This is a genomic window from Janthinobacterium kochi (assembly GCF_051380715.1).
Lineage (GTDB): Bacteria > Pseudomonadota > Gammaproteobacteria > Burkholderiales > Burkholderiaceae_D > Janthinobacterium.
Window position 1 is genome coordinate 403,069 of the sequence record NZ_JBNYXO010000005.1, and the last position, 24,996, is coordinate 428,064.

The 24,996-nt window shown below is 61.2% G+C and carries 19 protein-coding genes and 1 pseudogene; 14 read left to right on the forward strand and 6 right to left on the reverse strand.

The genetic code is table 11. The features are described from left to right. The first annotated feature begins 825 nt into the window (after nt 1-825). The 9 genes from ACQ4WL_RS14495 (at nt 826) to ACQ4WL_RS14535 (ending at nt 13,389) form a co-directional block, all read left to right on the forward strand. Entirely contained in the window at nt 826-1,215 is a 390-nt protein-coding gene (locus tag ACQ4WL_RS14495) for a DUF2946 domain-containing protein (protein WP_436510421.1), read from the forward strand. Nucleotides 1,216-1,454: 239 nt separating this feature from the next. After that, nucleotides 1,455-1,634, forward strand: coding sequence for a hypothetical protein (locus tag ACQ4WL_RS14500; RefSeq protein ID WP_133250737.1), 180 nt, complete (start codon nt 1,455-1,457; stop codon nt 1,632-1,634). 11 nt (nt 1,635-1,645) lie between these two features. After that, entirely contained in the window at nt 1,646-2,158 is a 513-nt protein-coding gene (locus tag ACQ4WL_RS14505; RefSeq protein WP_099759816.1) for a copper uptake system-associated protein, read from the forward strand. A 43-nt stretch (nt 2,159-2,201) separates the two neighbouring features. Then, nucleotides 2,202-4,112 carry a TonB-dependent receptor gene (locus ACQ4WL_RS14510; RefSeq protein ID WP_099759815.1) on the forward strand — a complete coding sequence of 637 codons (1,911 nt, stop codon included), beginning with the start codon at nt 2,202-2,204 and terminating at the stop codon, nt 4,110-4,112. Between the two features lie 128 nt (nt 4,113-4,240). Beyond that, nucleotides 4,241-6,253: a TonB-dependent receptor gene (locus tag ACQ4WL_RS14515; RefSeq protein ID WP_436510378.1), complete on the forward strand. Its 2,013-nt coding sequence runs from the start codon at nt 4,241-4,243 to the stop codon at nt 6,251-6,253. Nucleotides 6,254-6,333: 80 nt separating this feature from the next. Further along, nucleotides 6,334-8,487 (forward strand): TonB-dependent receptor, encoded by a 2,154-nt coding sequence (locus ACQ4WL_RS14520; RefSeq protein WP_436510379.1) that lies wholly within the window; start codon nt 6,334-6,336, stop codon nt 8,485-8,487. A 32-nt stretch (nt 8,488-8,519) separates the two neighbouring features. Continuing rightward, complete coding sequence (locus ACQ4WL_RS14525; protein ID WP_306595331.1) at nt 8,520-10,046, forward strand: PepSY domain-containing protein; 1,527 nt, start codon at nt 8,520-8,522, stop codon at nt 10,044-10,046. A 232-nt stretch (nt 10,047-10,278) separates the two neighbouring features. Further along, on the forward strand, nt 10,279-12,468 hold the full coding sequence (locus ACQ4WL_RS14530) for a TonB-dependent siderophore receptor (protein WP_099759812.1): 2,190 nt from the start codon (nt 10,279-10,281) through the stop codon (nt 12,466-12,468). Between the two features lie 9 nt (nt 12,469-12,477). Continuing rightward, nucleotides 12,478-13,389 (forward strand): alpha/beta hydrolase, encoded by a 912-nt coding sequence (locus ACQ4WL_RS14535; protein WP_099759811.1) that lies wholly within the window; start codon nt 12,478-12,480, stop codon nt 13,387-13,389. 55 nt (nt 13,390-13,444) lie between these two features. On the opposite strand, the gene ACQ4WL_RS14540 is transcribed toward ACQ4WL_RS14535, so the two are convergent. From ACQ4WL_RS14540 to tssK, 6 genes and pseudogenes are all read right to left on the reverse strand, one after another. Then, the gene (locus ACQ4WL_RS14540; protein WP_099759810.1) at nt 13,445-13,819 is read right to left on the reverse strand and encodes a hypothetical protein; all 375 of its coding nucleotides are present in this window, start codon (nt 13,817-13,819) and stop codon (nt 13,445-13,447) included. 3 nt (nt 13,820-13,822) lie between these two features. Continuing rightward, on the reverse strand, nt 13,823-14,110 hold the full coding sequence (locus ACQ4WL_RS14545) for a transposase (protein WP_436510380.1): 288 nt from the start codon (nt 14,108-14,110) through the stop codon (nt 13,823-13,825). A gap of 400 nt (nt 14,111-14,510) precedes the next feature. Further along, entirely contained in the window at nt 14,511-14,981 is a 471-nt protein-coding gene (locus tag ACQ4WL_RS14550) for a hypothetical protein (RefSeq protein ID WP_436510381.1), read from the reverse strand. 1,189 nt (nt 14,982-16,170) lie between these two features. Next, nucleotides 16,171-18,811, reverse strand: a pseudogene (locus ACQ4WL_RS14555) (type VI secretion system Vgr family protein); the annotation flags it as partial. Then, a complete protein-coding gene (gene icmH / locus ACQ4WL_RS14560) occupies nt 18,811-19,593 on the reverse strand; it encodes a type IVB secretion system protein IcmH/DotU (RefSeq protein WP_436510382.1) in 783 nt (260 codons plus the stop codon). The gene icmH and the pseudogene ACQ4WL_RS14555, both read right to left, overlap by 1 nt. Nucleotides 19,594-19,602: 9 nt before the next feature. Beyond that, nucleotides 19,603-20,949 (reverse strand): type VI secretion system baseplate subunit TssK, encoded by a 1,347-nt coding sequence (gene tssK, locus ACQ4WL_RS14565; protein WP_436510383.1) that lies wholly within the window; start codon nt 20,947-20,949, stop codon nt 19,603-19,605. Between the two features lie 289 nt (nt 20,950-21,238). Between tssK and ACQ4WL_RS14570 the strand changes: the two genes are divergently transcribed. The 5 genes from ACQ4WL_RS14570 to tssE all read left to right on the forward strand — a co-directional run bounded on the left by ACQ4WL_RS14570 (nt 21,239) and on the right by tssE (nt 24,995). Next, a complete protein-coding gene (locus ACQ4WL_RS14570) occupies nt 21,239-21,814 on the forward strand; it encodes a hypothetical protein (RefSeq protein ID WP_436510384.1) in 576 nt (191 codons plus the stop codon). 73 nt (nt 21,815-21,887) lie between these two features. Further along, complete coding sequence (gene tssB / locus ACQ4WL_RS14575; protein WP_058047866.1) at nt 21,888-22,397, forward strand: type VI secretion system contractile sheath small subunit; 510 nt, start codon at nt 21,888-21,890, stop codon at nt 22,395-22,397. A gap of 1 nt (nt 22,398) precedes the next feature. Beyond that, nucleotides 22,399-23,883 carry a type VI secretion system contractile sheath large subunit gene (gene tssC, locus ACQ4WL_RS14580; protein ID WP_436510385.1) on the forward strand — a complete coding sequence of 495 codons (1,485 nt, stop codon included), beginning with the start codon at nt 22,399-22,401 and terminating at the stop codon, nt 23,881-23,883. 33 nt (nt 23,884-23,916) lie between these two features. Next, the gene (locus tag ACQ4WL_RS14585) at nt 23,917-24,408 is read left to right on the forward strand and encodes an Hcp family type VI secretion system effector (protein ID WP_035817450.1); all 492 of its coding nucleotides are present in this window, start codon (nt 23,917-23,919) and stop codon (nt 24,406-24,408) included. Nucleotides 24,409-24,503: 95 nt separating this feature from the next. Further along, nucleotides 24,504-24,995 (forward strand): type VI secretion system baseplate subunit TssE, encoded by a 492-nt coding sequence (gene tssE / locus ACQ4WL_RS14590; protein WP_058047868.1) that lies wholly within the window; start codon nt 24,504-24,506, stop codon nt 24,993-24,995. Nucleotide 24,996 lies beyond the last annotated feature (1 nt).

Sequence of the window (24,996 nt, forward strand, 5' to 3'; positions counted from 1 at the left end):
CCTGGAGTCTTACGGAGGCCAGGACGGTAGCTTCCTTGGCGCTTGCTTAGATCCTGCTACCCCATTTTCCGCTGCTTGCCGACACTCCAGGCAGGCGGCTGAAGCGCGCCAAGGTACTATGGCGGGAGGTAGGAGTCACTTGGGACGTGTTTCTCTTCAACGGTGAGGCAGGATCGGTGCCAGTACGACGGCACTGGCGCAGAGCGGATCGCCATCCTGGCGTCACCAGTTGCTTGTTGCTGCGGGTATCGTCGCTGAAGGCCAGAAATGCGACGAAATCCTGGACGCGCTTCGCTGATGGTGGCGTTTGAGCCAGGCATGCAGTTGTTCTGCACAGGATTCTTCATGGTATTTAATCGCCCTCATGTCGTGCGGAACTTGCACGGTTAAACCACAAATCTGCCACGGTTGAACCACAAATCTGACACGGTTGAAGCCTAAAATGCCACGGTTGAAGCAGATATGGCACAAATAAGGCCTTATAAGGCCTTATTTGCTTTCCGCCGTGCCAAAAAAGGGGTTTGGTCGACGTTGCGTCCGACGATTTTAGTGGTTCAGTCGCTGCGCGAAGCGGGGCAGGATAGGTGAAGTTAGCTAACCTTCGGTTGGCTAACTTCACACCTGCTTATTCGCACTTCGTGCTCAACGGTAGCCTGCTCTGCGAGGCCCAGCGGCCGAAGGAGGGCACAGAATGTGGCCCTGGCGACTTGCCAAGGCAAGCCGGTTGGCGGTCAGACGGGCCACAAAATATGCGTATCCTTTAGGCAAGTAGCGTTAAAGGTGGCGATAGAAACCAGTTATTGGCTATAATGCAGCATGCATAAAATGGTAAGAAAACGCGTGTTGCACATATGGCTGGCCGTATTGGCCGTGCTGTTCGCTGCGCTCGCGCCTACCATTTCACATGCCTTGGCCGCGTCCTCACCATCGGCGATGCCTTCGGCGTTGCTGCAAATTTGTACTGTCGATGGCCTCAAGGCGGCGCCTGCAGGCGATGCTGAACGACAGCCTGCAGTCGCCCCTGTCGTACACGCGTTTGAACACTGTCCGTATTGTTTCACGCATGCAGGCTCCTTTGCCTTGCTGCCAACTTCAGACCTGCCGTTAGCCATCCCTGGCACGCGTGCCATATTTCCTCCCTTATTCTATCGTGCCCCCCGCACGCTCTTCGTCTGGTCGTCGGCGAATCCCCGTGGGCCTCCGCTAGCAATGTAAATGCTTGCCTGCGGACGTCACGTCAACCGGTTGTGACGCTGCAGTTCAAAGTCGCCCGCGCCTGTTGACTCCTGGCTCTGATGTTTGCATGGTTGTTCCAAGGACGGTGTCATACCGTCTGCCGATAGCAACGTCCGCAATTGCTGCCCGGCGATCATGCTGACGCGCGCGATCCCAAGATGATGGTCGGCAATGCCTCTCTCAATGGGAGAGTTGCCGCTATGTCCCAGGAAGACAAGATGACTTCTTCACGCAAGAATCTGCCGCTCCTCGCGGTGCTGCTGCATGCCGTTCGCTGTTTCAATACGGCCGCATTTATCGCCCTGGCTTGTTATTACTTCGCCGCCTATTGCCTCAACAACGCGCCAGCGGTCCATCTGCCGCTGACGCCGCTGCCGTTGTCGTCCACCACCACCTGAAGGAGATTTTCATGCCTTATGCTATCGACCCACAACGTCCGTCGCCGTTCACTTCGGACACTTTGTTCGCCCGCGCTCCATCTGGCACTACCTTCGTCGCAACTGCACTATTGGCTTTGCTTTTCTTCACGGCGCCGGTCGGCGCTGCGCCAGCGACGGAGCGCGCCGACCAGCAGCAAGTGCGCGGTCTGATTGCGCATACCTATGATCAACCTGCGCACAAGGTCGAAACGGATCCCATCGCTATTACTGGCAACTACGCCATTGCCGACTGGATACAGGGAGAACGCGGTGGGCGGGCCCTGCTACGTAAGACAGGCGGCGCATGGGAAATCCTTGTTTGTGGTGGCGATGGACTGAAGCAGGCTGATGCCCTGCACGACGCTGGCATTCCGGCCAAGGACGCCAGCGAACTACTGCGCAAACTTGGCGAGGTGGAACGCACTGTCAGCAAAGAGCGGCTGCGTCGCTTCGGCCTGTTCGACCAGCAAAGCAGTACAGATGCCCATCACGCTCACCATTAAAACAGTAACTCATTTTTAAAAAACAACATTCCATTCTTAAAATATGAAACCACACCACATTGCGCTGGCCCTTTCCCTGGCCTTTTCCAGCACCGCGCGCGCGCAAACCGATGTATTGCCAACCGTGACCGTCACAGGACAACCCATTGTTGAAGAAGTCGATATTGACGGTTTTTCCAGCAATACTGCCATCATCACCGAAGCGCAGTTGCGCGATCAGAACGCCGTCGATCTCGCCTCGGCACTACGCCGCACGCCTGGCGTACAGGTGTCGCGCTACAATCCGGTCGGTGCTTTTGGCGGCGACCAGGGTGGCGCGGTATTTATCCGTGGCATGGGCGTGAGCCGTCCTGGTAGCGAGATCAAGACCTATATCGATGGCATACCGTTTTATATGGGCGTCTGGAACCACCCCTTGCTCGACCTGCTGCCCATCAACGGCATGCGCGCAATCGAGGTGATGAAAGGCCCCCAGCCCCAGGTCAATGGCAACAATTTTGCCTCGATCAACCTGGACACCAAGCAGGCAAGCGAAGAAGGCGTTCACGGCTTCGGAAAAATCTCCGCCGGCTCCTTCGGTACGTTGATCGAACAGGCCGATATCGTCGGACGCCAGGGCAACCTGGATTTCTTGCTGGCCCAGGGCCATGCCAAGTCGGACGGGCACCGCCGTGGTGCCGATGGCGAATTGAATAATCTGCTGGGACGCCTGGCATGGCGCCTGGATCCCCATTGGACGCTGGGCGCGGGCTTTTTGTACGTCGACAACAAGGCACGCGATCCCGGCGACAACCGCCAGCCAGCCCTAACGCAGATACCCGAATACAACACGCGCGCCAACATGTTGCACGCGTCGCTAGCGCACGTGCATGGCGAACTGTCCGGCGAGCTGAAGGTGTACCACAACAGCGGCGACGGCAATTGGCTCAAGCAGCCAGCGCCCGACGGCGACACGCCGAGCCATTTCAGCATGAGCGGCGCACGCTGGAAGGAGCAGTATGTGCTGGGTAACGGTGCCACGGTGCTCGGAGGAATCGATTACGAACGCCTGTCCGGCGATGTGCAATTCCTGCGCATCGCGCCGGCGCCGCAGGCGCGCTTCGATGCGCCCACTTTTACATTGACTTCGCCGTATTTTGCTTACACACAGAAATGGGCGCTGGACCAGCGCTGGAGTCTGGTGCCATCGGCAGGCATCCGCTGGTATGAGCACAGCCAGTTCGCCTCGAAATCGGCGCCGCATGCGGGGCTGTCCCTGGTATCGGACAAATTGACTGTATTCGCCAGCCTGTCGCGCGGTATCAACTATCCCGGCCTGGAAGCGCCGCTGCTGGCCTCGCTCATCCCCGCCCTGGGCAGCAGCTGGAAACAGCTGGCGCCGGAGCAGCTGGACCATCTGGAGCTGGGCGCGAAGTTTTCACCTGTCCCGGCCACGCAAGTTGATCTGAGCCTGTTCCAGGACAAGGTCAAGAACCGCTATGTGTTTGGCTTCCCGCCGGATGTGCCACCGCCGCCGCAGTTCCTGAATCTGGGATCCTACCGTATGCGCGGCATGGAATTGTCTTTGCGCCAGGCGATTGCCACAGGCTGGTCGACATTTGCAGGAGTGACTCTGCTCAATCCAGAGATTGACAATTTGCCGTACACCCCGAAACGCGCCTTGACTGCGGGACTGAACGGCAACCTGGGCCTGTTGCGTGTTGCTGTCGATGCGCAATATCAATCGGAAGTATGGGCGCTGAACCGCACCCGCACCGCCGGGGCCGTGAACAACGAGCAGGTGTCCTCCTTCGCCATCGCCAATACGCGTATTGCCTATCCCGTGCCTGCACTTGGCCGCAAAGGGGAAGTGTTTTTGGCGCTGGAGAATCTGTTTGACCGCAAGTACGCCTACCGTCCGGGCTACCCGATGCCCGGACGTAGCGCACAGATAGGTGCTTCGGCCAGTTTCTAATACCGGTGTTCTTTATTACCCCTTGCGTCTGCCAGCCATCGCTGGCGGCGCTTTATTGGATGTTTATGTTGAATCAAAATTTTCCTGTTTCCCCCCTCCGCCGGAGCGTTACAGCGCCGCGCGTTTTGTTGCTGTGTGCACAGATCGGTGCCATCGCGCTCCCGGCTTTTTCCCATGCGCAGGAGCAAGTACAAGGCGATGACGCCGTGCTGCAGATGGGCAAGGTCGAAGTCAATGCACGCAGCAGCGGCCCGCTGTCGTCGCGTAACATACTGAGCTCGGTGGATATCCTCGCACCGGAAGTGATCCAGCAACAGCAGGTCAATCACACCTGGGAACTGCTGACGCGCGCGCCAGGCGTGATGCTGACCCAATTCAGGCAAGGCAATGAATCGGGAAAACTGTCGTTCCGCGGCTTTAACGGCGAAGGCGAGGTTAACGCTGTCAAGCTCCTGATCGATGGCATACCCAGCAATGACAACGGCGGCGGCATGCCCTTCCTGGACATGCTGTTCCCCCTGGAGATCAGCCGCATCGAAATCGTGCGCGGCACCAACGATCCGCGCTATGGCCTGCATAATATCGCCGGCAATGTCAATATGCATACGCGCACGGGAGGTAATGACGGCGAAGCGCGGCTCAGCTATGGCAGTTTCCGCACCCGCGAAATGCAGCTGGCCCAAGGCATGGAACAAGGTAACTGGACGCAAAATTACTTCGCCGGTTATCTGCAGTCTGCCGGCTATCGGCAGAATTCCGCCTTTGACAAATATACACTGTCGGCGAACTTGTTTTACACCACCAACGACGCGCGCACCCGCATCGGCGTGATCGCGCGCCACACGCAAAGCCATGGCGACGAGGCGGGCTATCTGGAAGCGGCCGATGCGCATCGCACGCCGACCGCCTCTTATCCGTATGCGCAGTCGGACGGTGGCAACCGTGAGATGAGCCAGTTGAGTGCGCACCTCGATTCCGACCTGACCCCGAGCCTGTCGCTGTCGGCCAAGGCATATGTCAACAGCGTGCGCGACCAGCGCTGGCTACGTTATTCGCTACTTGCATCACAGCAAGAGCGCATCATCGACGAAAGGCATGTTGGCGTACTGGCAAGCCTGACATATCGGCCACAAGCACTCTCTGCAGCATGGGCGCGCGGCATGTCGGTCGAGGTTGGCGCGAATGCGGAACATCAGCAAGACCGCAGCCCGCGCTACAGCACGGTGGACAAGGTACGCAAGGCCACGACGCGCGACCAGCGCTTTGACTTCGATACCTACGGCACCTATGTTCAAGCGGTCTTCCTGCCTGTTCCCGGCCTGAAGATCATTCCAGGCTACCGCGTCGACAAGGTGCAAGGCGACTTCTCGGACCCTTCCAAGCAAGTGCACTACCCGATTCAGGATTATGGCCTGATCCGGCAACCGAAGTTCAGCGCCGTCTACAGTCCATGGCAGGCAGCCAGCATCTACGCGAACTGGGGCAAGACGTTCCAGGTTGGTGCGGGTGCGGGGGCATATCAGTCCAATGCGAACCGCTTGCGTCCCTCGATGAATGAGGGCTGGGAAGCCGGCGTCAAATTCAAGCCCATAGCCTGGGCGGATGGCCGCATTGCCCTGTGGCGCCAGGACGCCTCCGATGAGGTCAAGCGCAAGCTCAACGACCCGACGGGAGACTCGGAAAACGTCGGCAAGACCCGTCGCGAAGGCATTGATCTGCAACTGAATGTGCACCAGGGCGAACGACACAGCGCCTGGTTTGCCTATTCACGCCAGCGCACACGCATCGTCGAGCCGGATCCGGCTGCGCCGGCCACACTGGGGAAAGAAATCGATCATGTGCCTGGCCATCTTTATTCTGCCGGCTACGACTTCCAGCTGAGTCCGGCAGTCAAGCTGTCCGCCTGGGCCAACGGACAGGGCGACTACTTTCTGACGACCGCCAACACCGGCGCCAAGTACGGCGCCTATGCCTTGCTCAACCTGGGCCTGACTTACCGTGTTTCCCGCTCGCTCTCGTTGGACATGCAACTGAAGAATCTGGCTGATCGCTACTACGAATATGTCTGGATCAATGACGTCACCCGTCATGCGCCAGGTGATGGCCGTGCCCTGTACGTGTCGGCGACCATGCGCTTCTAAGCCGCTGCGAACCTCTTTTTTTGCCTGCCGCCGGATATGACCTGCGGCAAACCCCATGCCTCTTTTTTTGTAGACTTATCATGATTAACTTACGCAAGACCCGATTAACGGAACAGTTGCTGGCCCGGGTAGCACTGTGTGCACATGGTGCGTTATCGCTGGCCATGTTCTCTGGCGGCGCCTGCGCCGCCGAAGCACCGACCCTGCCAGCGGTGCTGGTGACGGCTGACAAAGCGGTCACGCTCAAGTCGCCAGCATCGACCGGCTCGAATCTGGACCTGACGCCGATGCAGACGCCGGCCAGCGTCGACGTCATTTCCCGCGCCCAGATCGAAGAGCGCGGCGACAGCAACCTCGTCGACGCGATTACCCGCTCGGCGGGGATCAGCGGCATGGCACATCCTGGTAATGGCGGCAGCTCGCTGTCGGCACGCGGCTTTACGGACACCACGTCCGTCATGCGCCTGTATGACGGTGTGCGCCAGTACGGCGGCATCGGCCTGACGTTTCCTTTCGATACCTGGTCAGTGGAACGCATTGAAGTGCTGCGCGGACCGGCCTCCGTCGTGTACGGCGACGGTGCCATCGGCGGCGTGGTCAACGTCATTCCCAAAAAGCCCACGCCCGGGGCCATCCGCAACGAAGTGCAGGCGACGATCGGCAGTGACAATACGCAGCGTATCGGCCTGGGCAGCGGTGGCGCCATCAATGACAAGCTGTCGTATCGCGTCGACCTGAGCGGCAACCGTTCGGATGGCTGGGTCGACATGGGGCAATCGCGCGACCTCGCATTTGCGGGCGCTGTGCAGTTCGATGCGACACCGCAGCTGCGTCTGAAACTGAGCTATGCCCAGGGCTTGCAGCATCCCATGCGCTACTTTGGCACGCCGCTGGTGAATGGTCGTCAACTGCCGGCACTGCGCGAAAAAAACTACAACGTGAGCAACAGCGTGATTCGCTATGATGACCGCTGGGGCGAACTGGGCATGGAGTGGACGCCATCGAACGACACGACCGTGCGTGCGCGCTTGTATGACATTCGCAGTGCACGTCACTACCGCAACGCCGAAACCTATGCCTACAATGCCACCACTGGGCTGATTGACCGTTCCGGCGACACGGAAATCTTCCACGACCAGGACCAAACCGGGGCGGGTGCCGACATCAGCCACCGCAGCGTGTTGTGGGGCCTGAAAAACCAGGTGTCCGTGGGCTTCGACCTGAACGCCAGCACCTTCAAGCACACCAATAACACCTATGTTGGCAGCCCGGACCCGGCTGCGGTCGATCCATACCTGCCGGTGGCGGGCGTGTTCGTGAGCGCCGTGCCGACCATCCCCCGCTATCGCAACAAGGCCCGGCAATACGCCATTTTCGCCGAAGACCGCCTGGAGCTGACGCCGTCCTGGGCCCTCTTAGCAGGATTGCGTTATGACCACGCGGAGATTTCGCGCCGTAATTTAATCAGCGCCAAGACGGAATTCGAGCAGACCTATACCAATATCGGCTGGCGCCTTGGCAGCGTGTATGACCTGTCGCCGGATCTAGCCCTGTATGCCCAGTACGCCCAGGCAGCCGATCCGGTCGGTGGCTTGTTGTCGCTCAGTGCGGCCAACAGTAAATTCGACTTGTCCACCGGCAAACAGCTGGAAGTGGGCTTGAAACAGTCTTTCTGGCGCAAGCAAGGTGAGTGGACGCTGGCAGCGTATCAGATCAGGAAAAACAACTTGTTGGCACGCGATGCGAGCAATCCGCAGTTGCGCGTACAGGTCGGTCAACGCTCGTCGACCGGAGTGGAAGCCACGCTGTCGCTGGCACTGGCGTCCGGCTGGCAACTGGACGCGAATGCCACGGTGCTGCGCGCCAAATATGATGATTTTATCGAAGCAGAAGCCGGTGCAGCCGTGTCACGCGCGGGCAAGGTGCCACCAGACGTTGCCGAGAAGCTGGCCAATGTGTGGCTGAGCTGGAATTTCCTGCCCGACTGGACTGCCAGCAGCGGTGTGCGTTACGTGGGCCACCGCTACGCCGACAATGCCAACAGGATAGTGATGCCTGCTTATGCCACCACTGATTTTGCCCTGCGCTGGAAGGCCGCGCGCGATACCACATTGACGCTGCGCGCCACGAACGCCTTCGACAAACAGTACTTCACGACCGCCTACTACACCACCAACCAGTGGTTCAACGGGCCTGGCCGTCGCGTCGAGGCTACAGTGCATTATCGCTACTGATGGTTGTACAACGCTATAGGATGTCCGCCGTGATGTCTGCCGCCAAGCGTTTTTCTTACCAGCTGCACCGCTGGACGGGTGTGTTTGCCTGCGTCCTGATGGCATTGTGGTTTATCAGTGGCATGGTGATGCTGTTTGTCGGCTATCCCAAGTTGACGCCCTGGGAACGTCTGGTCAACATGCCGGCGCTGCAGCCGGCGACATGCTGCATCAGCCCGGACAAAATACTTGAACAACTGGCCGCGCCGGCCGGCGTGCGCGATCTGGTCCTGACGTCGGTAGGCGGCAGCCCTGTGTATCGCGTGCGGGACGACCGCGGCCACTTTCAGTTGTTTGATGCGCGCAGCGGCACACCTGCCGGCCTTGCCGGCCCTGCTGAAGCGCTGGCTGCGGCGCAGGCTTTCCTGCCCGGCGCCAAGGCAGCTTATCTGGGCAAGGTACGCGAAGATCGCTGGACGCATTCACGCGGACTGGATCCGCATCGACCATTGCACATGGTACGAATGGATGATGCCGACGATACGCTGTTGTATCTGTCGTCCGTCACGGGAGAGGTCGTGATCGATGCGCCGCGTACCCAGCGCCTGTGGAATTTCGTTGGCGCCTGGCTGCATTGGGTGTATCCCTTGCGCGAGCGCTCCACTGATCCGCTATGGAGCTGGACGGTGATCATACTTTCAGCTATCGCTACCGTGACGGCGCTGTCGGGTTCGTTGGTGGGTATCTGGCGCTGGCGTTTTACACAACGCTACAAGTCCGGCGCAAGGTCACCGTATCGCGAATCCTATATGCATTGGCACCACATCATCGGACTGCTCTTTGCGGCCATCGTGTGTACCTGGATCTTCAGCGGGCTGATGTCCATGAATCCCTTCCGCATCTTCGACGCCAAGGGCGAGCGGCCGGACCTGGCAGCCTATCGCGGCGGCACGCCGGCGACAGCTCGCCTTGCGCTGGAACCGCAACGGGCACTGTACATGCTGGAGGCAGAGGGATTTCATGCCAGCGAGCTTGAGTGGCGCGTACTCGACGGGCAGCCCTATCTGCTGGCGCGCGATGCGGCGGCGCGCACGCGCCTGATCGTGAACAGTGGCAGCAACGTGCAGGTGCGGGAACAGTGGGGGGCAGAGGCATTGCTGCACGCAGCCAGCAAGCTACTGCCTGGTATCGGAGCGGGCCATGCCTGGCTTGGGCAATACGATGCTTATTATTATGGGCGCCAGCCCGAGGCCATGATGGGCGCTGCGGAGCGGCGCCTGCCCGTGTTGTGCGTGCAGTTCCTCGATCCTCATGGAAATTGGGCCTATATCGACCCCTACACGGGCGACGTGGCGCTGGCGCTGGACCGGTCGCAGCGTGTGAGCCGCTGGCTGTTCAGTTTCCTGCACAGCTGGGATCTGCCGCCGTTGTTGCGCACGGGGCCATGGCGCGACGCGGTCCTGATCCTGTTGAGCATGGGGGGCCTGGCCCTGAGCGTCACCGGCGTCGTGATTGGCTTGCGTCGCCTGCGTATCTGGCTGCGCGACAAGGTGCGGCACAAGGAAAGGAGGATGGCATGAGTGACCCTCCGGGCTTCACCTAGAACGATCGTTATCAGACCATCGCCGTGTATGCACGGGACCAGGCCAGCAATGGCCGGCTTCACATGAGCGGCTCGATGGGCTGCACCCAGTGACGGTTCCACGCACGAGAACAGGCGACGGCCCCTATCTTTAGCGCGCTAAACCAAGGTTAGCTCTCAATTTTTTTCCACGCCATCCTGGCGCAAAAACGACTTGAATCAGGCATCTCATGAAAAAAACTTATCTGTGCATCTGCGTTGCTGCGGCCTATGCCACCAGCTTTGACCTCCACGCGCAAGCCGCAATTGTGCCGGTCGCGGATCTTTCTCCCGTTCCGTATGCAGCGGCCAACCAGACGGACACGCCGTCCGATCAAAAAGAGGGTGCATCAAGCTGGACGATTAAACAAGTTGTTGTAACTGCGAGGCGCGAGCGTTACACCGTACCTACCGCAGCGGCCGCTACTCGCACCGATACACCACTAATCGAGGTGCCGCAGTCGGTGCAAGTACTGACCCGCTCGCTGATCGAGGAACAGGACCGGCGCACTCTGGGCGAGGCACTGGTCAATGTTTCCGGCGTTGTCCCCACGCGATCCGAGGAGCAGCTATTGATCCCGCCGCTCGTACGTGGCTTTCCCGCCGAGGTCTATCTGGATGGCTTGCCGATTTACGCTGGCAACCAGCAGGCGTTCGATCCCACCAGCCTGGTGGGCGTGGAACGAATTGACGTACTCAAGGGGCCTAGCGCCACGCTCTACGGCGGCGGTCTGGGTACGCCGCTGGGCGGCATCATCAATATTGAATCTGTGCGCCCGAACGACAAGCTCGGCGGCTTCCTGGCGATGCGTGCTGGCAGTTTCTCCACTTGGGGGCCTTATGGCGATCTCAACGTGCCTCTAGCGCCAGGGATAGCGGCCAGGGTCGCGGCCGAATACCAGAGCAACCAAAGCTGGATAGATAAGGTCCATGGTCGACGCTGGTCTGTGCAGCCCAGTCTGTCGTTCCAGATCGATCCCCGGACTGATCTTCTGCTTCAGGCCCAGGCCAATCACCGCAGCCAACTGGAATACTCGGGCCTTCCTGCTGGGCAGGCACTGGCGGGGCAGATCGACCGCAACGCATTTCCTGGATCGCCGGTTGCACAGCCACTGACCACGAACGACAATCGGATGGGGCAGGCGACGCTGCGCCGTATCTTCTCCGACAATGTCAAACTGACTGTCAGTGGCCGCTATTACAATAGCGCGATCCGGCAGTATGGCAGCTTTGTCGATCCCGATATGATGCCGCCAGATCCGGCCACGCCCACCATCTATCCGATCCTCCCCATTACCATGATCACCGATACGAAGGAGGCGACATTCGACGCCAACTTGCTGGCAAAGGCCGAGATACTAGGGGGAATGCATACTTTTCTCGTAGGTGCTAACTATGACTGGACTCGTTTCTCCAGCAATATGGGACTATTCGTCAGTAACACGCCAGAGGGCAGCATCGACCTTGCCAAGCCGGTCTATGACGTCGTCTACACACCGCAGTTACCGGTCAACTCCCTCCAGACCGACCATTATCGGACGATAGCTTTTTATCTGCAGGATCAGGCGACCTACGGCAGGCTGCACGTGACAGGCGCGTTGCGCTATACGCAGCTCAAATTCGAGGAAGTCAGCAATATCGGGGTGGCGAATGAGGACACCTACCACCGCGTTTCGCCCAAGGTCGGGGCGACCTTTGATGTCGCTCCCGGTGTCGCGCTCTTTGCGGGCTATGCGACGGCCTTTCGCGCGGCATTTGGCTTCGTTGGCGTGGCTGTGCCCAAGCCTGAGACCTCGCGTAACGTCGATGGCGGCATAAAGCTGGCGTTACCGACAGCCGGCTTGTCGGGCACTATCGCGGTCTTCAACCAGACCCGCGACAATGTCGCCACGGCGGATCCGAACAATCTTGGGTTCAATATCCAGACTGGCCAGCAACGGGCACGCGGTGTTGAAGCAGACCTGATCTGGGAACCCACGCCGGCGTTCTCGTTGCTCGCCAATTATGCCCACACGAACACCAGGGTTACGGCAGATAATGCGATTCCTGTCGGCAGCGAATTGACCCGCGTGCCTCGCAATAGTGGGCGCATCGCTGCGCACTACCGCATCCTTAGCGGAGCGGCCAAAGGCTTGTCGTTCGGCGCAGGCGTAACCGCGCTCGGCGCCCGTCAGCTTACGCTTCCTAACACGCTGAGTGTACCCGGTTACGCAATGATCGACGCCCAGGCAGCCTATGACTTCGGACGATTTACGATACAGGCGTCCGTTGTTAATCTGGCTGGGCGACGCTCATTTGATACCTACCAGTATTTCGGAAACCCGCTCGTGATGCCGGCTCAGCCACGTTCTGCATTCATCATCCTCAAAACCAAGTTCTGAAAGCCGACAATGCTTACGAAGCACCACATCAGAAGAATCAGCCTATGTATCGCAGCGATACTGCTTTCGTCGACAGTTACTGCACAGATATCGACAGACGATGGGTTGATTATCCCGCTCTATCCCGAAGGCACAACCGTCTCGCTCGGCGTACCAGAAATCCGAGAGCATCTGGATAAAACAGGCGACACCATGATCCGCAACGTCAGTGAGCCCACGCTTGAACTGTTCCGTCCCGCGCCGGGCCAAGCGAATGGCACAGCCATGATTGTCGCTCCAGGCGGCGGTTTTGTTGGGCTGGGTTACGAGGCCGAAGGCACCGCGGTTGCGCGTCTGCTGGTGCAGCGTGGCGTCACCGCCTTTGTGCTCAAATACCGTACGATCCGAAGTGTTCCTGATGCGATGCAACTGCCCGAAGTTCATATGAAGGAGATGGAAGTAGTCATGGCGCGGGCTAAGAGCGGAGTTCCTATCGAGCTACCGCGCTTTGCCGGTGAGCAACACGCGGTGGAGGATGGCGCGCGCGCCATGAGGATCGTGCGACAGCGCGCGCCAGAATGGTGCATCGACCCCAAGCGGGTCGGTTTTATCGGATTTTCCGCTGGAGCATATCTCGCCGCGGATCTTGCCATTGGAGAAAAGGCTTCGAGACCTGACTTCGTCGCTTTGCTGTACGGCGGGTTACGAACGCCTGTTCCTGTTGATGCACCAGCGGCCTTCATCGCCGCCGCGGCCGATGACGAGTATCAGCCTAACGATGCCGTACAGCTCTACGCTGCCTGGCGGCAGGCGGGAGCAGCAGCCGAACTCCACGTCTACGAGCGTGGCGGTCATGGGTTCGACCTCAAGCAGAAAGGCACGACAAGTGACCACTGGTTCGACGAGTTGGCATGGTGGATGCAGTCTCGCGGTCTCATATGATCAAGGCTGCATTGCTGCGATAGGGATTTTTCGACTAGGACGTGTCTGACTCTCTTCACTGGAGCCGTAGCATCATTGTTGCCACCGACACGGCGGCGAGAAAGTTATGCCCGCGTTTTTTGAAGCGTATGGCGACAGCACGGAAGTCTTTTAATCGACTGATGGCCCGTCGGTTCTCAACCGCCACACCCGCCAACCAGCATGGAGGCACTGCTTTGTCCAAAACGTAGTGAGGGCTGCTCCAGTACCGGTCGTCGGGTGATGCCACCATGTGCGCCCGGACTGGATTCAAGACGATGTAGCGGGCCAATTCCAACAGATAATTTTCTTGCGGCACCAAGATGGCTTGATAGCGGCCTTGCAATACATGCCCGACAAGCTTGTGGCGCCGATTGAAATGCTGGGCATAAACGCCATTCAACTGGCGCATGCCCTATGACAGATTCGCTTCCGCCGTTTCAACGAGCAGATGATCATGATTACTCATCTGGCAGAAACTGTGCACGACAAAATGGTACCGCTCGCAGACCAGGGCTAGTACCTCTTGCCAGTCAAGGCGATCGGTATCGTCCCGGTAAATGGTGCCACGCCGGTCTCCGCGCGAAGTAACGTGGTAGAGGGCGCCGGGAAATTTGAGGTGTAGGGGGCGCGTCACGCGGTAGACGTTATCTGATCCGTACGCATTGGCACCGGGATCGCGCAGAGGTTGGGACATTGGCATGGCTAAGGTCGTGTCTGAATGACGAGAAATATGATCGCACGAAACTAAACACTTAGCGACCTCTCAATCCAGTAATTGTGTGGGGGGGGGTAGACAGGGGGGTAGCGCTCAAAAGTGAGTCGCATTTCATAGGGATGTTCTACGGACACCGTCTCCGCCAGAATCAAACAAAAAAGCCTCCCCTGCGGGAGGCTTTTTTGTTTGTCTGGACGGGACGGTGGGATTCGAAGACGGAGCGCCCTAAGGGGCGCGAGGCTATTCGACTCGCCCAACCACCGCGCTGCGCGGCACGTTGACCGCGCAGCGGCCAACGCCGTCCCCTCATCTCAAGCCGTAGCGGCCAGCGCCTACGCATCGCCTCCCACAGCCAGCATAGCCAGCCTCACCCAGACGGCCAGCATCACCTCTTCGCCTCCCGCTCCAGGGTATCCCTGCCAATAATTTTCAAGCTCGTCCCGCCCTTGAACGGCAGCGTTTCCTCGCCAGCGTCAGAACCAGCGCCGGCCCCGCTCCGTATCCCCGCCGAGACGCCGATTTCGGCCGTCACATCGACGAATTCCTTGCGGAACAGCAGCAGTTCCGTATGCTTGATGATGGTTTGCAGCGCCACCGACTGCCCCGGCGCGATGGTGGTGAAGGCGCGCTTGAGCGCATGGTCCGCCAGGCCCGTCTTCAGGACTTGGCTGCGCTCGCTGGCATTGTCGATCAGGCGCAGGTTGGGGCCGCGTTGCTGGATGTAGTCGAGCGGATAGCCGACGGCCGCGCTGCCGGTATTTTTGATGACGACCTCGATGCGCATGTCGCTGCCGGTGAAAATGCAGGCGGGATTGTCGAGGCAATGGGCGCTGACGGAGAGCACGTCGTTCGGCATGGCGTTTCCTGTAAGGTGGAGGGACACTGCAAGCAGTGCGGCTAGGAGCGGATGAGGATGATATCGCATTTGATTTTCCGTCCTATTTCCGCGCGCAGCAATTCTTGCACTTCGATGGCGATTTGCCAGGCGTGGCGGTGATAGACAATCGTGGAGCCGACCGAGTTCATGATATTGGCCAGCCGCTCTTCGGGTTCCTCGTCGTCCGACAGCGCCGACACGGGCGCGTCCCAGGTGCCGTCCGGCTTCATGTACTTGACGGTTTCATCGTCCCCTTCGACATACGAGTATTCGTCGGGAATGCCATAGCAGTGGCCGAACTCATGGGCATGCACCTGGCCGTTGGTGGAGGGGGAAACGTCGATCACGGTACCCGTCACGCCCTCGCGATCGTAGCGCTTGTGGATCTGCATGAGGTAGTGCTCGTTGCTTTCCACGTAGACGATGCGGTAAACGATGGGCAGGATGCGCGTGCCGCATTCGGGATCGCGGATTTCCATTTGAAATTTATTGTTCCAGTGCGCTTCCAGGCCCGCGGTGGCGATGCCCTTGACGTACTTGATGGCGGCGGCGCGCTGCTTGACCCTGGTCGCCGCCTGCGGGGTGCCCCGCTCGCGCTCTTCCAGCGCCTGGTCGGCCGCATCGAGCACCGTGATCGCCTTGATGCGCAATTCGGCGATGATGCTGGTATTCGACTTGACGGGCACGTAGATCTTGTAGCGCACGGTGTCGAAATAGTTATGCGGCGCGCCATTGGCACCGAAGGTGTTGTTGTAGCGCGGCACGCTGGAGACGTCGATCTCCTTTTCATAGTCGGCGATCCAGCAGGCGGGGCGCTTGATCAGCACTTCCTTGCGCTGCTTGTTGTCGACGGGACTGGTGCTCGACGTACCCGTTTCCTTGAATTTCGGTTCGGGCTTGGGCGGCGCCTTGGCCGTCGTGCCGGGCGCAGGCGCGGGGGCAGGGCTGTCCGGCGTCTCGGGCGACTGGCCTGGCGATTTGAGCAGTTCGATCACCAGCGCTTCGACGGCGGCGGCGGCCACGACGTGGGTCAAGCCCCTGGCGTCCGTCATGCCCGTTTCGATACTGCCATCGGCGCGCTTGATGCGGTATGGCTGGCGCGGCATCAGTTCGCCCGTGTCGCGGTCTTTCAGCACGAAGCCTTCGTCGAACAGTTTCAGGCGGCTGTCGGGCAGCGGCGGCAGGCCGGCGGCGGCGCTGGCGCCGCCGTTGAAGACATGCTGCCCGCCCTTGACCGTAAAATGGCCCGGGCAGCGGAAGGTGATGTCGCCGCCCTCGAGCGTGATCGACGATTGTCCCGCCTGCAGGACGATCTTCTGGTTGGCCTTGATATCGATGCTGTCGCTCACGGAGATCACCGTGACGGCTTGATCGGCGAGGATTTCCAGCTGGTCGGTATGCGCTTCGAGCGAGACGGGGCCGTTGCCCGCGACAGCCTTGATGCCGCCTTCCTGGCTGAACAGCGTGGCCGCGTTGGCCGCCACCGAGGCGACCGTCTGGCCGGCCGTCATGTGCAGGTCGGCCTGCGCCGTCCAGTGCAGCTGCTGGCCCGCGAACAGCACGGTCGAAGCGGGCGTGGCCCAGTTGATGCTGCTGGGCGACTCCATCAGCACGAGCGGTTGGGCGTAGCGTTCCACGGGTTGCGCCGTATCGGGCGCGCGCGTGCCGCTGCCCGCCTTGCTGGCGTCCTGGCCGCCGACCGCGGCCTGGTACTTGCCATCCTGCTGCGGGTCGATCTGCGCCGCCATGTCCAGCTGCGCCTGGTTCGCATCCTTGCTGACGAGGGCTTTTTGCTGGCTAGCCGACGTCGCCACTGTCTTGCTCAGTTCACAGGCGCCGCGCAGCAGGGCCAGCGCTTCCTTGGTGTCGAGCTGGCTCGACGCCACGCCGGCGCCCTGGCGCGCGCGCGCCGTGGTCGAGATCAGCATGCCTTCGCCGGCGCGCAGCATGGCCCAGGCATCGGTGCGCAATTCAAAGCCGCTGCCACGGTAGCGGCCCCGTTGCGCCGTGGTGGCGTCTTGCTGTACCAGGTAGCCCAGATTGAGCTCGGTGGCGGCGCTGCTCGAAGCGAGCCGGGTGCGCAGCTGGCCCTGGGTATCGTCGAGTACCCACTGGTTGTAGCCGGCGCCGTCGAAATTGTGGCTGTGCATGCCCGACAGGACACCCGCATGGTTGATGCCCGAATCCTCGCCAGCCGCATACGGCGGCGTGTCGCTGCCCGTGTAGAGCTGGGCGACGACGAGCGGGCGGTCCATGTCGCCTTCGATGAAGTCGACCAGCACTTCCGTGCCCAGGCGCGGCGTGAATTGCGAGCCCCAGTTCGGGCCGGCCAGCGCTTCGGCCACACGCACCCACGCGCCGGACGCCTCGTTGCCGGGCGCGTTGCCCTGCTGGTCGGTGTTGTGCGCCAGGCCGCCCGGATTGGCGGCGCTGCCGCGCTGCCAGGCAAACTGGATGCGCACCTGATGGTCGCGGCCCGTGGTGGCCACGCTGTCGGCCAGGCCCACCACCAGCGCGGTCTGCGGACCCAGCGCCACGGCCGGTGCGCGCGCGGCGGTGGCGCGCGGCACGATGGCCACGCTGGCGCGCACGCAGCCGAAGCGGTTGCGGTAGGTGCCCGGTTCGATCTGGCCGGCGATCCAGTCGGCCACGCCGCCCAGGCCGGCCGTCCTGGCCAGCTGCGACAGCATGCCGCCCGGGCCGGCGCCGGCCGGTCCCGTATTGTTGCGCGCCTGGTGCTCGGCCCACAGCACGGTGAATGCGTTGGCGCCATCGGCATGCTGCTCGTGCTGCAGCAGGCGCATGGCGTGGCCGGCGGCCAGGCGGCGCACGGCGCCGGCGCCGTCGAACTGCTTGTTGTCCAGTTCCAGAGCTTGCAGCATGCGCTCGTTGTGCGCCCCGGCCGCCGCGCGGTCGGCATGCAGGCGCTCGCCGGCGCCGTCATACACGGCCAGCTGCGGCAATTGCCCGGCCTCCAGGCTGGAAACCTGCTCGGCGGCGGGCGCCGTCACCTGCTCCGGGTGCCAGCTGCTGATGCTGACGGCATTCGACTGCAGCTGGCGGCGCGCGCCGAAGCGGTCGATGGCGTCGTCCGTATCGGTGGCGCGCACGCCGTGAAAGCGCATGTCGGCGCCGCCCGGCGTCTGCGGCGCCGTGGCCTTGCTGTCGAAGATCACCAGTTTGTGCCTGGCCTGCGCCTGGCCGTCGCCGCCTTCCTGCGTGCCGCCGGGTTGGTCGTGCTCGAAACGCCAGCTCAGGCCTTCGGCGGCCAGCAGGCGCGCGAAGAATGCGAAGTCGCTTTCGCGGTACTGGGTACAGATGGCGCGCATGGCCAGCGCCTGGCTGACGTCGAATTCGAAGCGCAGCTGCGGGTAGTCGGCCAGCAGCTCGGTGATGATGTCGCGCGCATGCTTGTCCTGAAAAATATAGCTGTCGCGGCGCAGCTGCAGCAGGGCCAGGGCCGGCTCGAGGCGCAGCCGGTAGCGCGCCACGCCGCCGTCGGCGCCCAGCCAGGCGCAATCGGTGCAGATGCCGTGCCAGGTGCGCTGGCTGCCGTCGGGCTGAAGCAGGCACAGCGTCATTTCCTCGCCGATGAAGGCGGACAGGTCCAGGCTGGCCGCGGTGCTCAGGGCATCGACCTCGAAGCGGAACAGTTCATTGACGGCCTCGCGGCCCTCGAACTGTTCCGCCATCAGCGATTCCGGCTGCCCGGACTGCTGCGCCGTGGCCAGGGTGATGAGCCGCGCATGCTGGCTCAGGCCGGTGCCGAACTGGCCCGTGGCCGCAGGAGCTTGTTGTGCGCCCCCCATCACGGCAGGGTAATGCTCAGGTTAGCCACGCGCGGCGCCAGCTTGACGATGTCGTTGTAGGCATTGATTTGCGCTTCCGTCTGCTTGGCCAACATGGTGCGCAGTCCCAGATAGCCCAGCGCGCAGATCAGGGCGAACACCGAACACAGCACCCATGGCGGCACGTTGTTGCGCAGCTTGTGGATGATCTGGTCGGGCCGCTCCGCATGCGGGGCAAAGCTGGTTTTCTTGCCCTTCATCTGGGCGATTTCGTCGCCCAGGCGCGCCGTCAGGTAGTTGAGTTTTTCCGGGCCTTCCAGGATGTAGCGGCCCTGGAAACCCAGCAGCAGGCACATGTGGAATACCTCGAGCGCCTGCAGGTGCGCGCTGCCGCGCGCGCGCAGCGCTTCCAGGCGGATGAAGAAGTTTTCGCCGGCCAGCTGGTCGCCGAACAGCACCAGTTGCAACGGCCGCCGCGCCCATTCGTCGCGGATGCTGTAGGGCGAGCGCAGGATGATTTCATCGACGGCCGCGCAGAACGCATATTTCGCGGCGTCGATATCGTCCGCCGACGCGCCCTGTTTTTTCGCGCCGCGGCTGAATTCATCGAGGAAGTGCGTCATCTTGCTGATGAAATCGGCATTGTCTTGCGGCCCGCTGCCGTTCTTCAGCATGAACAGGGCGTAAAAACCGTCGTACATCAAGTCCATCAAGGTGTGTGCCGTGCCGGGACCGGCAGCCATGCTGGAGGCATAGGCGGCCTGGCCGCCGGACATCAGGGAAGGAGGAGCGCTGGAATGCATCGTTGGACCTCAGGAAGTGACGGCGACAAGTTCGAGTTTCAGCTCACGCATGCCGGAAGGGACATAGACCAGCAGCGACTGCGACTGCAGCATGCGTTCGTACATCTGGCCCTTGGCCTCGATGGTGAAGTAAAACATGTCGGGGCGCACCGGCACGGCGGCCGGCACCTGCGGCGCGTGCTGCAGGCGCACCCCGGGCAGGGCGGACAGGACGAACTTTTCCACGTCGTCCGGCGCGCCCACCTTGAAGCGCAGCGGCACCACGTCGACCAGTTCCACGCCGGCCATGTCGGCGGACACGCCCAGGTAGAACGCCGTCTTGGCATCGATCTTTTCCGAGTCCAGCTTGCCGTGGTGGTAGGACGGCTTGGTTTCCGTCAGCGCGATGGCGAAGTATTTCGACGAGATCACGGTGTCGAGCAATTCGCGGATCATGGCGTGCAGCTGGGCGAACGGCGGGCCAGGATCGGCATGCCGGTACGGCGGCAGGTCGGCCAGCGCATGGCTTCTTGAAAATGTCATCAAGCCGCCCGCCAGGGCCAGCAACTGTTCGTACAGCCGCTCCGGATGCAGCGCCGGGTGATGGAAATAATGGCTGAGCGAGGCGTAGGCCGCGCTGGCCGTATGCAGCAGCCAGAACGAGGACATGTCGCCGGAGCGGAATTCGATCACGCTCTTGCTCGGCTCGCGGTGATGCCCGTACAGCGCATTGACCTTGGCCTGCAGCGCGTCGATCAGGCGGCGCAATTGCAGGAACAGCAGGGGCGCGCTGCGGACGGACAGGCTGGGGGGCACGAAGGCCGGATCCTGCTCGAAGCCGCCCGTCGACAGGCGCCGCAGGCGCAGCAGGGGGAAGCTGACGTAGGAATCGCGCGGTTCGGAATCGGCCACCAGGCGCAGGTTTTTTTTCAGGTAGGTCAGTTCGGCCTGCGCGGCCTGGGTGTACAGGTCCGGCGTGCTGAGATTGGCCTGGGCGTAGCGCGCCGCGTTGTTGGGCTGGCCGCTGGCGGCGAAGTTGCCGCCGAATGGCTTGAAGGCCGGCAAGGCGGCGTGGAAGGTCACCGATTGCAGCGACGACGGCAAGTTGCCCAGGTCGAGCGCATCGGGCAGTTCATCGCCTCCGGCCGCATTGTAGATTTCGCCGTCCTGGAAGACCAGCGACAATTCCAGCAGGCGCAAGCTGTTGTTGGCCAGCGCATCGCGGTCGATCTGCAGCTGGTTCACCCCCCACGCATACGGGTGCAGCGCCTTGACGCTCTCGTGCAGGCGCTGTTCGTGGTACTGGTCTTGCTGCTGGAAATGCTGGGGCCGCAGGAACAGGCCTTCGCCCCATAACAATTTGTTTGCCATGCTCATGAATTGCCCTCTATGCCAGACACAGTGAGGCGCGCGGCGGCGACTGAAAAACATGCTTCGCATCGCGCAACTTGGTGCTTTTTTCGCAACTGCAAGAACCTTAACATTATCTTGAGGAATGGTGCGTACAGTACGTTTTTAGCCTCAGTAGTGTGAGTTTTCGCGTATTTTCTATTGAACGCAATAAATTTTCAAATCATGCTACGCTCCGAAAAATAAATAATTAGCAACTATAAAAAGCAACTTTTCAGTCGTCAAATCGGTCTTCTTTTTTGAAGGAACGCTCAACATGACACGCTCGGTTTCGCTACGCACTCTCGCAGTTATCACCTGTGCTTTTGCCCTCAGCGCCTGCGCTACGGCGCCGGTGGCCAAACCGCCAACCGTCGTGGCGCCGCCGACGCTCGAGGAGCTGATGGCCAAGGCCACGCAGGCGGTGGACACGGGCAACAAGGCGGCGGCGCTGGCGCTGTGGCAGGAGGCCGCCGCCGCCGCGCCCGCCGACAAGCAGCCCTGGGTGCGCATGGCGCAAAGCCGCTACGATGCGGGCCAGTATGGCGAAGCCATCCTCAATGCCCAGGAAGTGCTGGTGCGCGATCCTGCCGACAAGCTGGCCAACAGCGTGATCGCCATCAGCGGACTGCGCCTGTCGACGCGGGCGCTGGCTGACCTGAGCCGCCAGAACAACCTGTCCGGCCCGCTGCGCGCGGAATCGCAGGACCTGGCCAAGCTGCTGCGCGAGAGCCTCGGCGAAACCGTGCTGGTGCCGCCGCCGGACAAGCCGCCCGTGCGCCAAGCGCGCAAGCAGCCAAGCAAGCGCGCCGCCGATGAGGGCAGCGCCAATCCATTCAATGCCCTGAAGTAGCCAGCCAGGCACAGGTACGCCACAGTTCAACAGGCGCATCGCCGATGCCGCCAACATTTGGGAAGGGGATGTCATGTCGAAAAAAGATAGTGTGCAGAAGCGCTTGCAAAAGGTACGCCCGCCACGCGTGCAGATGACCTATGACGTCGAGATCGGCGACGCCATCGAAAACAAGGAGCTGCCCTTCGTGGTGGGCGTGGTGGGCGATTTCGGCGGCAATTCGGAACTCGAGCAGAAGCGCCTGAAGGACCGCAAGTTCGTCGATATCGACCGCGACAATTTCGATGAAGTGATGAAGGGCATTGAGCCGCGCGCCACCTACCGCGTGCCCAATGAACTGGGTGCCGGTGGCGGCCAGTTCGGCGTCGAGCTGAAATTCCGCTCGATCGCCGATTTCCGCCCGGAAGCGGTGGTCGAGCAGGTCGAGCCGCTGCGCAAGCTGCTCGAGGCGCGCACCAAGCTGGCCGACTTGCGCAACAAGCTGGCCGGCAACGACAAGCTGGAAGACATCCTGAATGATGTACTCAACAGCACGGAAAAACTGGCCCAGCTGGAACAACATTCCCACGTCAGGAAAGATTGATATGTCCGCACAACTGACCCCCGCATTGAGCGCTGCCGGCGCCGCCGAAATCGACTTGCTCGACCAGATCGTCGAGCAGAGCAAGGTGGCCAAGTCCAGCGTCGAACACGCCCGCGCCAAGGATCTCATTTCCGAACTGGTCAGCCAGGTCATGGATGGCACGGTGGTGGTGTCGAACAACCTGGCCGCCACCATCGATGCCCGCGTGGCCGAACTGGACCAGCTCATTTCCGCGCAGCTCAGCGCCATCATGCACGCGCCCGAATTCCAGAAGCTGGAAAGCAGCTGGACGGGCCTGCATTACCTGGTGAAGAACACGGCCACCGGCACGAACCTGAAAATCAAGCTGATGAACGCGACCAAGCGCGAACTGGTCAAGGATTTCCAGAGCGCGCTGGAGTTCGACCAGTCGACCATGTTCAAGAAGGTCTACGAAGAGGAATTCGGCACCTTTGGCGGCGCGCCGTTCGGCACCTTGTTGGGCGACTTCGAATTCAGCCGCCAGCCGGAAGATATGTATTTCATCGAACAGATGTCGCATGTGGCCGCCGCCGCGCACGCGCCGTTCATCTCGTCCGCGTCGCCGGAACTGTTTGGCCTGGAAAGCTACAGCGACCTGGGCAAGCCGCGCGACCTGGCCAAGGTATTCGATACGGTCGAGTATGCGAAGTGGAAATCCTTGCGCGAATCGGAAGACGCGCGCTACGTGGGCCTGACCTTGCCCCGCTTCCTGGGCCGGCTGCCGTTCAATCCGCTCGATGGCGCTACCGTCGACGGCTTCAATTTTGTCGAGGACGTGGACGGCACCGATCACCAGAAATACCTGTGGTGCAATGCCGCCTACGCTTTCGGCACCAAGCTGACGGCCGCCTTCGAGGATTACGGCTGGTGTGCGGCGATCCGCGGCGTCGAGGGGGGCGGCCTGGTGGAAGACTTGCCGACGCATACCTTCAAGACCGACGAGGGCGAGGTTGCGCTGAAATGCCCGACCGAGATCGCCATCACGGACCGCCGCGAAAAGGAATTGAGCGACCTGGGCTTCATCTCGCTCGTGCACTGCAAGAACACGGACTATGCCGCGTTTTTCGGCGCCCAGTCGGCACAGAAGGCGAAAAAATACAATTCGGACGCCGCCAACGCGAACGCCGTGCTGTCGGCGCAGCTGCAATACATCTTTGCCGTCTCGCGCATCGCCCATTACATGAAGGCCATGATGCGCGACAAGATCGGCAGCTTTGCCGCCGCCTCCAACGTGGAAGATTTCCTCAACCGCTGGCTGACGCAGTATGTGCTGCTCGACGATAACGCCAGCCAGGAACAGAAAGCCCAGTTTCCGCTGCGCGAAGCTTCGGTGCAGGTGTCGGAAGTGCCGGGCCGGCCCGGCGTGTACCGCGCCGTGTCCTTTTTGCGTCCGCATTTCCAGCTGGACGAATTGTCCGTTTCACTCCGTTTGGTCGCGGAGCTTCCGCAGTCGACCAAATCGTAATGTATTTTTCTTTACACTATTGAAAGGAATAACATGGCAATCGACGTATACTTGCAAATTGATGGCATCAAGGGCGAATCCACGGATAACAGCCACAAGGATTGGATCGAATGCAAGTCGGTCCAGTGGCAAGTGCTGCAACCCAAATCGGCGACCGCCTCGACGGGCGGCGGCCATACCGCCGAACGTACCGAGCACAAGGATATCGTCATCGCCAAGATGGCCGATCTCGCCAGCCCCTTGCTGCTGCAAACTTGCTCCTCGGGCAAGACCATCCCGAAAGCCAAGCTCGAGTTCCTGCGCGCCGATGGCCAGGGCGAACGCATCAAGTACTTCGAAATCGAACTGGAAAACGTGATGATCAGCAGCGTGGCGCCATCGGTGGCCGCAGGCGACATTCTCGGCGAAGACCTGGCGCTCAAGTATTCGAAGGTCAAGTGGAAGTACACCCAGCAAAAAGTGGGCGGCGGTTCGGGCGGTAACACCTCTGGCGGCTGGGACCTGTCGGCCAACAAGACGGCCTGATCGTACCCGACCGCGTACGCCAGCGGCGCGCTGCCGCCGCTGGCTTTCCTGGCCGCCGGCAGCGGTGTCCACGCCATCCATGAAACGGGAAGCTCATGAAAGGTTTTACGCCTGGCCTGTTCGACCGCCTGATGGATACGCCCGTGCACGGCGCGTCCAGCGGCACCGTCTCGCGCCTCTCGCTCGAGGATTTGAAAGACACCGTGGCGCGCGATCTCGAAGCGCTGCTCAACACGCGCGCCGTGCTGCCCGAGGCGCTGCTCAAACCCTTTCCCGAGTGCGGCAAGTCGATCATCACGTACGGCTTGAACGATTTCGCCGGGCTTAGCCTGTCGAGCACGGACGACCGCGCCCATATCTGCCAGTGCCTGGAAAAGGCCATCGCCCGCCACGAGCCGCGCTTGCGCCAGGTACGCGCATCGCTGGAAATCGAGGAAGGCTCGATCAACCGCCTCAATTTCGCCATCAGTGCGCTGCTGGTGGTGCATGCGGCGCACGAACCGGTCAGCTTCGACGCCATCCTGCAGCCTTCCAGCCTGCATTACACGATCAGCAAAGGGCGCCGCGCCGCGTCCACGGGAGCCTGAC